Here is an 11,562-nt window from a genome sequence, read left to right as displayed (position 1 = left end):
GGGTATCTCTTCCTCAAGGGGCGCGCCAAAGACATGATCATCCGGGGAGGGGTGAATATCTATCCCCAGGAAATCGAAGCGGTGCTGACGGGCCACCCCGCGGTCCAGGAAGCGGCGGTGGTCGGCTCGGGCGGCCGGTTGGAGCCGGGCGCTTGCGCGGCGGATTCGGGCCGCCCCGGCGTGCCGGCCACCTTGCGGTACAAGGCGGACGGCGGCGGCGTGGTGTCGTGCCCGAGCGTGGTCTGTATGCGCTGCAGGACCAGCGGCGAAGGGTCCACCGGCGCCAGCAGGTCGGTGAGCGCCAGGAAGCGCTCTTCCCAATCGAGCGCGGTCGCGACCGCGTCGTCGTCCTGGGCGAGCAGGGCGTGGGCCTGCTGGGTTTCGCGTGCGTTCAGCAAGCCCAGCGTGTATTCCGCGAGCAGGGCGTCGTTCGGGGTGGTGGTGTGGCTCATGCGTACTGGCGCTCCCGCAGCGTATCCAGGCCCGCCCGCAGCGCCTGCCTGATGTCGTCGGCCGGCGCGTTCAAGCGTGCTTCCATTTGGTCGTAGGTGCATCCATGGTAATAGGCGAGCATCAGGGCGCGCCGCTGCGTGGCGTCCAGCCCGGCCAGCGCGCGCAGGAAGCCGTCGGCCGATGCGCCGAGGCGATCGCCGTCCGGCAGCTGGTCCATCCAGCCCGACGCGGCGGCGCGCACCTGGCCGGGCTGGCGCAGCCTGCCCAGGGCGCGATAGCGGACGATGCTGTATATCCAGGCGCGAGCCGGGCCGGTGGCCGGGTCGTAGCCGGCGGCGTTTTTCCAGATCAGGATGAAGACGTCGCGCAGAAGGTCCTCGGCGCTGCTGCGTTCGCCCAGCATTCTGAGAGCGAGCGCGAGAATGCGGGGCGCTTCGTGTTGGTACAGATTGCGAAATGCGCTTTGATCGTTGCGCGCGCAGGCCTGAAGCGCTGCCGCGTAATCGAAGTCGGATACTGCCATGCGTGCTCCAGACCACAACCGGGTGAAAGACGTATTGTATTAGCTGTTTCCTTGCTTGGAGCTGTCTTTGCGCGGCGGCCGGGCCGCGCGTTCGCGCAACGTACAATGTGGGGCGCAGCCGCGCCCCGGCATCCTTCTTTCCCTCTTTTTCCGCATGCGACTCAACCACCGTGGCCCCGCGCCGTCCAATCGCAACGATCTGAAGACCATCAAGTCCCTGCTGCCTTTCGTATGGCAGTTCAAATGGAGGGTGGTCGCGGCGCTGGCCTGTCTGGTGGCAGCCAAGGTGGCCAGCGTCATACTGCCGCTGTACCTGAAGCAGTTGGTCGATGCCTTGAGCGTGCCTCCCACCGCGCTCGCGCTGCCGGTCGCGGCGCTGGCGGGCTACGGTTTTGCGCGCCTGGCGACCAGCGTGTTCGGTGAATTGCGCGACGCGCTGTTCGCGCGGGTCACGCAAGGGTCGATCCGGCGCATCGCCGGCCAGCTTTTCCAGCATCTGTTTTCGCTGTCGCTGCGCTTCCACATGCAGCGCCAGACCGGAGGGCTGAGCCGCGACATCGAGCGCGGCACCAAGGGCATCGGCTTCCTGCTCAATTTCATGGTCTTCAACATTCTGCCGACCCTGCTCGAGATCGGCATGGTGGCGGCCATCCTGCTGTGGCGCTACGACCTGGCCTTCGCCGCCGTGACCCTGGGCACCATCGCCTGTTATGTGGCGTTCACCCTGCTGGTGACCGAAAGGCGCATGGTGTACCGGCGCAGCATGAACGATCTGGACAGCAAGGCCAACACCAAGGCGATCGACGCGCTGATCAACTACGAGACCGTGAAGTATTTCGGCAACGAGGGCTGGGAAGTCGACCGCTACGACCGGAACCTGGGCAAATGGGTGGATTCGGCGGTCAAGAACCAGGTTTCCCTGAACTTCCTGAACATGGGGCAGGGCGTCATCATCACGACGGGCATCACCTTGCTGTTGTGGCTGTCGGCCAGCGGCGTGGTGCGTCAGACCATGTCGGTGGGCGACGTGGTGCTGGTGTCGGCCTACCTGACCCAGCTCTATGCGCCGCTGAACTTTCTGGGCTTCGTGTACCGCGAGATCAAGCACGCGCTGGCCGACATGGAGCGCATGTTCGGCCTGCTGGAGCAGGGCCAGGAGGTGGCCGACCGCCCGGGCGCCCGCCGCCTGAAGGCCGGCCAGGCCGGCGTGGAGTTCGAGCACGTCGATTTCGGCTACGAGCCGCGGCGGCAGATCCTGTTCGATGTCAGCTTCCGCATACCCCCGGGCGGGACGCTGGCGGTGGTGGGCGCCTCGGGCGCCGGCAAGTCGACGCTGTCGCGCCTGATGTTCCGCTTCTATGATGTCGACCGGGGCGCCGTCAAGATCAACGGCACGGACATCCGGGATTTGACCCAGGCCAGCCTGCGCCAGCATATCGGCATCGTGCCGCAGGACACGGTGCTGTTCAACGATACGATTCTCTACAACATCGCCTATGGAAACCCGGCGGCGTCGCAGGATGAGATCGTCCAGGCAGCCAAGGCGGCGCGCATCCATGATTTCGTCATGGGCCTGCCCGACGGCTATCAGACGCAGGTGGGCGAGCGCGGCCTGAAGCTCTCGGGCGGCGAGAAGCAGCGCGTCGCCATCGCCCGCACTTTGCTGAAAAATCCGCCCATACTGATTCTGGACGAAGCCACCAGCGCGCTGGACACGCGGACGGAGCGGGCCATCCAGGAGGAGCTGGGCCAGATCGCCAAGGACCGCACGACGCTGATCATCGCGCATCGGCTGTCCACGGTCGTGGACGCGGACGAGATCATCGTGCTGGATCACGGCAGGGTGCTGGAGGCGGGGTCGCATCGGGAGCTGATGCAGCGCGGAGGGCGCTATGCGCAGATGTGGGCGCTGCAGCAGGCGGGCGATGAGCAATGAGCCGTGGTTCGTCGTGCGGGGCCCGCCCGGGGGGGCGTCGGCGTTGAAAGCGGGCTGATGCGCAAGAAAGCCACAGGCCCGTCGCCGTCTTGACTCATATAGTACTAAAGTGGTACTATATTTTTACAGTTCAAACGGAGGCAGCAGGGTGCTGCGCATCAGTAAAATCATCGACTACGGCACATTGGTGCTGACCCACATGGCAGGCTGCCCCGACCGCATGTTCAGTGCGGCCGACTTGGCGGCCACCTTGGGCTTGGGCCAGCCCACCGTCAGCAAGATCCTGAAGCTGCTGGGCCAGCGCGAACTCGTCAAAAGCAGCCGCGGCGCGCGGGGCGGGTACGTGCTGGGCCGGCCGGCCGAATCGATCAGCATCGCCGACATTATAGACGCTCTTGAAGAACAGCCCTTCGGCCTGACCGAATGCACGGCCCTGCCGGGCGCCTGTAGCGTCGAATCGGGGTGCCACATTCGCACGAATTGGCAACGCATCAATGCCATCGTCCGGCGCACCCTGGAAAACGTCAGCGTCGCCGACATGATACATCCCGCCGCAACACCCATGGAATTTCCATTGACCGCGCGGCCCGCGCCCGGAGCGGGCGCCAGGGCCGTCGCGGTATCTCCCACGACATGGAGTCATCGTAAATGAATTCTTTGACCGAACCAGCAGGCAACGACCCGATCGAATCCTTCCTCGATCGCGAATACTCGGCCGGGTTCGTCACCGATATCGAATCGGTCACCATACCCAAGGGGCTGTCCGAAGACACCATCCGTCTTCTGTCGGCCAAGAAAGGCGAGCCCGAGTTCATGCTCGAATGGCGGCTGGCCGCCTACCGGCACTGGCTGACCATGGACACGCCGGAATGGGCCAAGGTCCATTTCCCGCCGGTGGACTTCCAGGACATCAGCTATTATTCCGCGCCCAAGAGCAAGGCCGACGGCCCCAAGAGCCTGGACGAAGTCGATCCCGAACTCTTGCGCACCTACGAAAAGCTGGGCGTCCCCTTGCACGAGCGCGCGCGTCTCGCCGGCGTCGCGGTCGACGCCGTTTTTGATTCGGTCTCCGTCGCCACCACCTTCCGCAAGCAGCTGGCCGAAGTCGGCGTCATTTTCTGTTCGTTCTCGGAAGCGGTCAAAGAACACCCCGATCTGGTGCGCAAGTATCTCGGCACGGTGGTCCCCCCGGGCGACAACTTCTATGCGGCCTTGAATTCCGCGGTGTTCTCGGACGGCTCCTTCGTCTTCATTCCGAAAGGCGTGCGATGTCCCATGGAACTGTCCACGTATTTCCGCATCAACGCGCAAAATACCGGGCAGTTCGAACGGACGCTCATCATTGCCGAAGAAGGCGCGTCGGTCAGCTATCTGGAAGGCTGTACGGCGCCCATGCGCGATGAAAACCAGCTCCACGCCGCCGTGGTGGAACTGGTCGCGCTGGACGACGCCAAGATCAAATACTCCACGGTGCAAAACTGGTATCCGGGCGACAAGGACGGCAAGGGCGGCATCTACAACTTCGTGACCAAGCGCGGCGATTGCCGCGGCCCGCGTTCGCGCATCTCCTGGACCCAGGTCGAGACCGGTTCGGCGATCACCTGGAAATACCCCAGCGTCATCCTGCGCGGCGACGACTCCGTCGGCGAGTTCTATTCCGTGGCGCTGAGCAACCACATGCAGCAGGCCGACACCGGCACGAAAATGATACACATCGGCCGCAACACCCGCAGCACCATCATCTCCAAGGGCATCTCGGCCGGCCGCGGCAGCAATACCTATCGCGGGATGGTGCGCATCACGCCCAAGGCCGAGAACGCGCGCAACTACACGCAGTGCGATTCGCTGCTGATCGGCAGCAAGTGCGCGGCCCACACCTTCCCGACGATGGAGGTCCAGAACCCGACGGCCAGCGTCGAACACGAAGCCACCGCATCGCGCATCGGCGAAGACCAGCTCTTCTACGCCATGCAGCGCGGCCTGTCGGCCGAAGACGCGGTGTCGATGATCGTGAACGGGTTCTGCAAGGAAGTTTTCAAGGAATTGCCCATGGAATTTGCGGTCGAAGCACAGAACCTGCTCGGCGTAAGTCTCGAAGGCAGCGTAGGTTAAGGAGAAGTAGTCATGCTGAGTATCAAGGATTTGCACGCCCGCGTCGAACAGAAGCCCATCCTGCGCGGCCTGAGCCTGGAAGTGAAGGCCGGCGAAGTGCACGCCATCATGGGTCCCAACGGCTCGGGCAAGAGCACGCTGTCCCAGGTGCTGGCGGGGCGCGAGGACTATATCGTCGAAAGCGGCTCGGTGGAATGGATGGGGCGCGACCTGCTGTCCATGCCCATCGAAGAACGCGCGCGCTCGGGCCTGTTCCTGGCCTTCCAGTACCCCATCGAGATCCCGGGCGTGTCCAACGCCTATTTCCTGCGCACCGCGGTCAATGCGGCCCGGCGCCACCAGGGCCTGCCCGAACTCGACGCCATGGATTTCATCAAGCGCGTCAAGGCGGAAATGAAGGCGGTCGGCATGAAGGAAGAATTCCTGTACCGCTCCGTCAATGAAGGCTTTTCCGGCGGCGAGAAGAAGCGCAATGAAGTACTGCAAATGACGTTGCTGGAGCCCAAGCTGGCCATCCTGGACGAAACCGATTCGGGCCTGGACATCGACGCGCTGAAGGTGGTGGCCGACGGCGTGAACCGCCTGCGTTCCCCCGAGCGCGCCCTGATCGTCATCACCCATTATCAGCGCCTGCTCGACTACATCGTCCCCGACTTCGTGCACGTGCTGGCCGGCGGCCGCATCGTGCGCACGGGCGGGCGCGAACTGGCGCTGGAACTCGAAGAGCGCGGCTACGGCTGGATCAGCGAAGCCGAGGCCCGGAAGGGGGCGGCGGCATGAGCTCCGTAGACACCTGGGTAGCCGATTTCGCCACGCGCGAGCGCAGCCTGGCGGGCGCCGGCGTGCCTTGGCTGGCCGCCGTGCGCAAGCGGGCCCTGGACCGTTTCGCCGCGGAAGGCTGGCCCACGGCGCGCCAGGAAGACTGGCACCACACCTCGCTGGCCCTGCTCGAACAGCAATCGTTCGCGGCGGCGGCCCCGGGTCCGGTCCAGGAAGCGGTGGCGCGCGCGCGCCGTCCCGAAGACGGCCATTGCATGGTGTTCGTCGACGGCCGCTACGCGCCCGAGCTTTCCGACATCCAGGCGCTGCCCGCCGGCGCCGAACTGCGCAGCCTGTCCCAGGCATTGGCGGATGCGCCCGAGCAAGTCGAGGAATTGTTCGGAAACGAGCGCAGCGGCTCGGCCACCGAGGCGCTGAATACCGCGTTCGCCTCCGACGGCGCCTACATCCGGCTGGGGCGCGGTGTCTCGATCGACCGGCCCGTGCACCTGCTGTTCATTTCCGCCGGCCCGGGCGCGGCCAGCTTCCCGCGCAACCTGGTGCAGGCCGAAGCGGGCGCCCGTGCGGTCATCGTCGAGCATTACGTGGGGCAGGGCAGCGGCGCAAGCCTGACCAACGCCGTCACCCGCCTGAAGCTGGCGGCCGACGCCAACATCACGCACCTGAAGCTGCAGCAGGAAGACCCGCAAGCCTTCCACCTGGGCGTCATCGCCGCCGAACAGGAGCAGGGGTCGGTCTACAACTCGCACTCCATGTCCTTCGGCGCCCGCCTGGCGCGCCATGACATCGCCACCCGCTTCAACGGGGACCACTGCGAAACGCTGCTCAACGGCCTGTATTACGTCGATGGCCGGCGCCATGTCGACCACCATACGCTCATCGACCACGCGCGCCCCTTCGGCGTCAGCCGCGAGTTTTTCCGCGGCGTGCTCGACGGCAATGCGCGCGGCGTGTTCGGGGGCCGCATCCTGGTCGCTCCCGGCGCCGACAAGACCGACGCGGTCCAGCGTTCCGACAGCCTGCTGCTTTCGCGCATGGCCAAGGCGGACGCCCGTCCCGAACTCGAAATCTACGCCGACGACGTGAAATGCGCGCATGGCGCTACCGTCGGGCAGATCAGCGCGGACAGCCTGTTCTACCTGCGTTCGCGCGGCCTGGACGAAGCCCACGCCCGCAACGTGCTGACTTACGCCTTCGCCGCCGAAGCCGTGCATCGCATCGAACCCGAATGCCTGCGCGAACGGGTGGTCGCCGCGATCCAGTCGCTGGTGCCCGGCGGCGCCGCCCTGGGAGACTTCTCATGAATGCGCCCGCCGTGGCTTCCGTTCCGGTCCTGCTGGACCTCCGAAACGACTTCCCCATCCTGCAGCATCCCGTCAAGGGGCGCCGGCTGGTCTATCTGGACAACGGCGCGACCACCCAGAAGCCCGCCGCGGTCATCGAGGCCGAAAGCCGCTATTACGAACGCTCCAACGCCAACATCCACCGCGGCGTCCATTGGCTGTCGCAGCATTCCACCGACCTGTACGAGCAGGGCCGCGAAAGCGTGCGCCGCCTGCTGAATGCCGCGCGCAGCGAAGAGATCGTCTTCACGCGCGGCACGACCGAAGGCATCAACCTCGTCGCCCACAGCTGGGGGCGGGGCGCCGTCGGCCCGGGCGATGAAATCGTGCTGACCGGCATGGAGCACCACTCCAACATCGTTCCATGGCAAATGCTGTGCGAACAAGTGGGCGCGTCCATCAAGGTGGTGCCCGTCACCGACAGCGGCGAAATCCGTCTCGAAGACTACCGCGCCCTGCTGGGGCCGCGCACGCGCCTGGTCGGGATCGCGCATGTGTCCAATGCCCTGGGCACCATCAACCCCGTCCAGGAAATGACGCGCCTGGCCCACGAAGCCGGCGCCAAGGTGCTGGTGGACGGCGCCCAGGCGGTGGCGCACAAAGTCGTCGACGTGCAGGCGCTCGATTGCGATTTCTACGTGTTCTCCGGCCACAAGCTGTACGGCCCGACCGGCATCGGCGCCCTGTACGCGCGCTACGGCATCCTCAAGGACATGCCTCCGTGGCAGGGCGGCGGCGACATGATCCACACGGTCAGCTTCGAGCGCAGCACCTATGCCGACGTGCCCCAGCGCTTCGAGGCCGGCACCCCCAACATCGCCGGCGTGGTCGGCCTGGACGCCGCCATCCGCTATGTGCGGGGCGTGGGCCTGGACGCCATCGCCGCCCACGAACACGCCTTGCTCGAGCACGCCACCGAGCAGTTGCTGGCCCTGCCGGGCGTGCGCCTGATCGGCACCGCCGGACAAAAGGCCGGCATCGCGTCTTTCGTGGTCGACGGCATCCACCCGCACGACCTGGGCACCATACTGGACACCGAAGGCGTCGCCATACGCGCCGGCCACCATTGCGCCATGCCGCTCATGGCGCGCTTCGGCATACCCGGCACCGCGCGGGCGTCGTTCGCCGCGTACAACACGCCGGACGACGTGGCGGCCCTGATCAGCGCGCTGCGCAAGGCACAGAAATTGTTTGGAACAGGAAGCTAGGATGAGCGATCAGCACAGCGATCTGCGCGAGCTTTACCAGGAAGTGATCTTCGACCACAACCGCAATCCGCGCAACTTCCACGCCATGCCGGACGCCAGCCATACGGCCGACGGCCACAACCCCTTGTGCGGCGACCAGCTCACCGTCTATGCCATCGTCAAGGACGGCCTCATCGAGCGGGTCAGCTTCGTGGGGCACGGCTGCGCCATTTCCACGGCCTCGGCCTCGCTCATGACGGAAGCCGTCAAGGGCAAGACGGTGCAGGAAGCCGAAGACCTGTTCCGCGACATGCACGCCATGCTGACCGAGGCGCAGCCCGAGGCGCGGGATTTCGGCAAGCTCGAAGTGCTTTCGGGCGTGCGCGAATTCCCCGCCAGGGTGAAGTGCGCGACGCTGGCCTGGCATACGCTGCACAATGCAATCACTCGGGCCCGCGACACCGCGCGCACCGAGTAAGAGGTTCATCATGAGTTATACGCGTCAAGATGTCATCGTCAGCCGGGATTGCCCGGCGGTGTCGGTTCCGTACGGCTCGCCGGTGACGATCGAGAAAGGCTGCGAGGCCACCATCACCCAGCAGCTGGGCGGCAGCTACACCGTCATGGTCGAGGGCAATCTGTACCGGGTGGAAGGCGCCGACGGAGACGCCCTGGGCTTCGAGCCCACCGAAGACGTCAACCATGCGCCGGAAGGCCCGGTCACGGCCCAGTACGTCGAAGATTGCGCCTGGAGCCTGCTTGCCACCTGCTACGACCCGGAGATCCCCATCGACATCGTCAACCTGGGCCTGGTCTACAGCTGCAAGGTCATGCCGGCCGCGGAAGAGGGCCGCTTCCGCATCGAAGTCCAAATGACGCTGACGGCGCCGGGCTGCGGCATGGGCACCCTGATCGCCGACGAGGCGCGCGGCAAGCTGCAGTCCATCCATGGCGTGGACGAAGTCAAGGTCGATCTGGTGTGGGATCCGCCCTGGAGCCGCGAAATGATCAGCGAACCGGCACGCCTGCAACTGGGTCTGCTGTAGATTCCACCCCTGGCTCCAGGGCCGTGTTCACGTATCGTGCGGCGCGTTCTGGATCGAAGGCCAGCCCAGGGTGGCGCCCCGCGAAACGGCCGCGTACACGGCCGCGTTGCGGTTGTGCACGTCCAGCCGCTGATAGAGCGTTTCGGTGTGCGCCTTGGCGGTGGCCACCGAAATATTCAAGTACCGCCCCACGGTCTTCATGGGGTAGCCGCGGGCCAGCAGCACCAGCACCTCGTACTGGCGCGGGGTAAGGCCCAGCATCTCGCATTCCGGATTGTTGCCGTTGGCCGCCTTGTTGTGCCTTTCGCTCTTGGGCGGCCATTTGACGGGTTCGAAATTCTTGATCAGGGGCAGGCTCGCCTGCGCGCCGGTGTCGGTGGGCCGCATGGGGAAGCAGCTGCCGCCGGCCAGCACCAGCTTCACGGACGCCTGCAGGACTTCCGGCGGAGCGTTCTTGGCCACATAGCCGGCCACCGATGCGGGCAGGCCCTGTACGCTGTGGGGCATATTGCTGCTGTCCGACAGCAGCAGTATGCTTTTAGGCGAGCATATCCTGTCGGCCGCGTGGGCGAGGTCATGCAGGTCCTCGAACGACGAGATGGACAAAAGGATGAGGTCGCAATTGCGCTGTACGCTGGTTTCCCGTGCCAAAAGTGAGTAGTCCGCTCCTTCCAGCGTGCAGGAGCAGGATCCATCGGAAAGTAGTTGCAGAATGCCCAGGCGCAGCAGCGGATGCGGCTCGATGACAATTATTGTGGTCATGCTTTGTTCTTCCCTGTTCGACGTTCACTTATGAGCGATACCGAGTTCAGGCTGAACGTCTCGTGAAGCTGTATGGCATTGTCCGCTCTCTGACGGGGCGGAACAAGGTCAGCGCGATAGCAGGATATTCAGCCTACCGACAGTACATCGCAATGCGAAACAAATTGTGAAAGGAATTGTTTCTTACCTAGTATGGAAGCAGCCAAGGGGGTTCTTGAGTAAGAAAATGTGTTCCTTCGTTAAATAACTTATGTTTTATGAGAATATTTATATATCAATCCCCGCGGCTGATCTGCGGGCAGTCGAAGCGGTAGTTCCCCACGATTTTTTCCTTTTCGTAGAGCGACAAAACCACGCTGCAAACGTCGCCTGCTTCTCTTGTCAGGCTCATCGTTCCCAAATTGACCGCCTGCCCGGGATAAATAGTTACACTTCCTCCTTGCTTGAGCACAGACTTTCCGCTGCGCCCTTCTTTGCTTGCTTCGACCCTATATCGCAGCGTCGCCTGATGGCCGGACCTCACATAGGGCACGATGAGGCTGGGCTGGGCTCTGGAAGCGGCTTCCAGCCAGGCCTGTATGTCGCTGTCTGCTGTGATCATGGATGCTCCTTGCATGCGTCGAAAAGGGGGTAGGCCCGTTCACGGGCCGGAATGGACGGCGCCGTGAACGAGTGCTACGCTATACAGTTAGCGCTGATTGACGTAGCTATAGTTGTTATTGCCGATCTGCGTCACGGTTGCGACCTTGTTGTTGCCCGCCTGCATCACGATGGCTTCGTTGTAGTTACCCGTCTGCGACACGGTGGCCAGAAGGCTGGACCCCTTCTGGTCGATGAAGCCGTCGTTGCCGGTGCCGCTCTGGCTCAGCGTGGCGGTGATGTAGGCCGGGCCCATCCCGCGCTGATTCACGTCGGCAAGGTTGTCATAGCCCGACTGGTTGACCGTGGCGGTGGCCTTCTTGCCGGTCTGGTCGACCGTGGCCACGTTGCCCCATCCGCTGAACTGGTTGATGGTCGCATAGAGGTTTTCGCCGCTGCTGCCCCAGCCATGGCTGTACCACCCGCCGCCATACGAGCCGCCCTGGGTGATCGTGGCATCGCCGCCGTCGGCATACTGGTTGATGGTCCCGATCGAATCCCGCACGCGGTCCTGGCTGATCACGCCGTCGTTGTAGCTGCCGGTGGCCAGGATGGTGCCCCATACGGACGTGCTGTCGAATTGTTCGACGGTGCTGTCGTTGCCGTTGCCGAACGACGAGATCGTGGCGGTGGCGTCGTTGTTGTCGAACTGTTCGATGGTTGCCGAGTTGTCGTTGCCCTGTTGGTACACGGTGGCCGTATCGGCCGCCAGGGCGGCCGTCGCGCCGTACGTCAAGGTGATGCCCAGTGCTATCGCTGATAATTTGATGCTCATGGTGAT

13 protein-coding genes are annotated in these 11,562 nt (G+C 64.4%); 8 read left to right on the top strand and 5 right to left on the bottom strand.

Features of this window, described 5'->3' with window-relative positions:
* Positions 1 to 59: 59 nt before the first annotated feature.
* Positions 60 to 452, bottom strand: coding sequence for a hypothetical protein (locus H0A72_RS19165; protein WP_180158106.1), 393 nt, complete (start codon positions 450 to 452; stop codon positions 60 to 62).
* Entirely contained in the window at positions 449 to 976 is a 528-nt protein-coding gene (locus H0A72_RS19160; protein WP_180158105.1) for a sigma-70 family RNA polymerase sigma factor, read from the bottom strand. The genes H0A72_RS19165 and H0A72_RS19160 overlap by 4 nt, the downstream gene beginning before the upstream one ends.
* A 154-nt stretch (positions 977 to 1,130) precedes the next feature.
* Here H0A72_RS19160 and H0A72_RS19155 point away from each other — a divergent pair, with 154 nt between their 5' ends.
* The 8 genes from H0A72_RS19155 to sufT all read left to right on the top strand — a co-directional run bounded on the left by H0A72_RS19155 (position 1,131) and on the right by sufT (position 9,380).
* Positions 1,131 to 2,912 (top strand): ABCB family ABC transporter ATP-binding protein/permease, encoded by a 1,782-nt coding sequence (locus H0A72_RS19155; protein ID WP_180158104.1) that lies wholly within the window; start codon positions 1,131 to 1,133, stop codon positions 2,910 to 2,912.
* A gap of 148 nt (positions 2,913 to 3,060) precedes the next feature.
* Complete coding sequence (locus H0A72_RS19150; protein ID WP_180158103.1) at positions 3,061 to 3,564, top strand: SUF system Fe-S cluster assembly regulator; 504 nt, start codon at positions 3,061 to 3,063, stop codon at positions 3,562 to 3,564.
* Complete coding sequence (sufB, locus tag H0A72_RS19145; RefSeq protein WP_180158102.1) at positions 3,561 to 5,024, top strand: Fe-S cluster assembly protein SufB; 1,464 nt, start codon at positions 3,561 to 3,563, stop codon at positions 5,022 to 5,024. The genes H0A72_RS19150 and sufB overlap by 4 nt, the downstream gene beginning before the upstream one ends.
* Positions 5,025 to 5,036: 12 nt before the next feature.
* The gene (sufC, locus tag H0A72_RS19140; RefSeq protein ID WP_180158101.1) at positions 5,037 to 5,804 is read left to right on the top strand and encodes a Fe-S cluster assembly ATPase SufC; all 768 of its coding nucleotides are present in this window, start codon (positions 5,037 to 5,039) and stop codon (positions 5,802 to 5,804) included.
* A complete protein-coding gene (sufD, locus tag H0A72_RS19135) occupies positions 5,801 to 7,108 on the top strand; it encodes a Fe-S cluster assembly protein SufD (protein WP_180158100.1) in 1,308 nt (435 codons plus the stop codon). The genes sufC and sufD overlap by 4 nt, the downstream gene beginning before the upstream one ends.
* Positions 7,105 to 8,355, top strand: coding sequence for a cysteine desulfurase (locus H0A72_RS19130; protein ID WP_180158099.1), 1,251 nt, complete (start codon positions 7,105 to 7,107; stop codon positions 8,353 to 8,355). The genes sufD and H0A72_RS19130 overlap by 4 nt, the downstream gene beginning before the upstream one ends.
* A 1-nt stretch (position 8,356) precedes the next feature.
* Positions 8,357 to 8,812 (top strand): Fe-S cluster assembly sulfur transfer protein SufU, encoded by a 456-nt coding sequence (gene sufU / locus H0A72_RS19125; protein ID WP_180158098.1) that lies wholly within the window; start codon positions 8,357 to 8,359, stop codon positions 8,810 to 8,812.
* Between the two features lie 10 nt (positions 8,813 to 8,822).
* Positions 8,823 to 9,380: a putative Fe-S cluster assembly protein SufT gene (gene sufT, locus H0A72_RS19120; protein WP_180158097.1), complete on the top strand. Its 558-nt coding sequence runs from the start codon at positions 8,823 to 8,825 to the stop codon at positions 9,378 to 9,380.
* Positions 9,381 to 9,407: 27 nt separating this feature from the next.
* Here the strand turns inward: sufT and H0A72_RS19115 are convergent, their stop codons facing one another.
* From H0A72_RS19115 to H0A72_RS19105, 3 genes are all read right to left on the bottom strand, one after another.
* A complete protein-coding gene (locus tag H0A72_RS19115) occupies positions 9,408 to 10,142 on the bottom strand; it encodes a response regulator transcription factor (RefSeq protein WP_180158096.1) in 735 nt (244 codons plus the stop codon).
* A 274-nt stretch (positions 10,143 to 10,416) separates the two neighbouring features.
* On the bottom strand, positions 10,417 to 10,743 hold the full coding sequence (gene csgH / locus H0A72_RS19110) for a curli-like amyloid fiber formation chaperone CsgH (protein WP_180158095.1): 327 nt from the start codon (positions 10,741 to 10,743) through the stop codon (positions 10,417 to 10,419).
* 87 nt (positions 10,744 to 10,830) lie between these two features.
* Entirely contained in the window at positions 10,831 to 11,556 is a 726-nt protein-coding gene (locus tag H0A72_RS19105; RefSeq protein ID WP_180158094.1) for a hypothetical protein, read from the bottom strand.
* Positions 11,557 to 11,562: the final 6 nt, after the last annotated feature.

The organism is Parapusillimonas granuli (assembly GCF_013416525.1).
Lineage (GTDB): Bacteria > Pseudomonadota > Gammaproteobacteria > Burkholderiales > Burkholderiaceae_B > Parapusillimonas > Parapusillimonas granuli.
The sequence above is the reverse complement of the archived record's forward strand: the minus strand, read 5'-3'. Positions and strand labels throughout refer to the sequence as shown.

Coding starts and splice junctions, on each gene's coding strand:
- H0A72_RS19165 (WP_180158106.1), bottom strand. CDS start 452: ATGAGCCACACCACCACCCCGAACGACGCCCTGCTCGCGGAATACACG.
- sufT (WP_180158097.1), top strand. CDS start 8,823: ATGAGTTATACGCGTCAAGATGTCATCGTCAGCCGGGATTGCCCGGCG.
- sufU (WP_180158098.1), top strand. CDS start 8,357: ATGAGCGATCAGCACAGCGATCTGCGCGAGCTTTACCAGGAAGTGATC.
- H0A72_RS19105 (WP_180158094.1), bottom strand. CDS start 11,556: ATGAGCATCAAATTATCAGCGATAGCACTGGGCATCACCTTGACGTAC.
- H0A72_RS19160 (WP_180158105.1), bottom strand. CDS start 976: ATGGCAGTATCCGACTTCGATTACGCGGCAGCGCTTCAGGCCTGCGCG.
- H0A72_RS19130 (WP_180158099.1), top strand. CDS start 7,105: ATGAATGCGCCCGCCGTGGCTTCCGTTCCGGTCCTGCTGGACCTCCGA.
- csgH (WP_180158095.1), bottom strand. CDS start 10,743: ATGATCACAGCAGACAGCGACATACAGGCCTGGCTGGAAGCCGCTTCC.
- sufB (WP_180158102.1), top strand. CDS start 3,561: ATGAATTCTTTGACCGAACCAGCAGGCAACGACCCGATCGAATCCTTC.
- sufC (WP_180158101.1), top strand. CDS start 5,037: ATGCTGAGTATCAAGGATTTGCACGCCCGCGTCGAACAGAAGCCCATC.
- H0A72_RS19155 (WP_180158104.1), top strand. CDS start 1,131: ATGCGACTCAACCACCGTGGCCCCGCGCCGTCCAATCGCAACGATCTG.
- sufD (WP_180158100.1), top strand. CDS start 5,801: ATGAGCTCCGTAGACACCTGGGTAGCCGATTTCGCCACGCGCGAGCGC.
- H0A72_RS19115 (WP_180158096.1), bottom strand. CDS start 10,142: ATGACCACAATAATTGTCATCGAGCCGCATCCGCTGCTGCGCCTGGGC.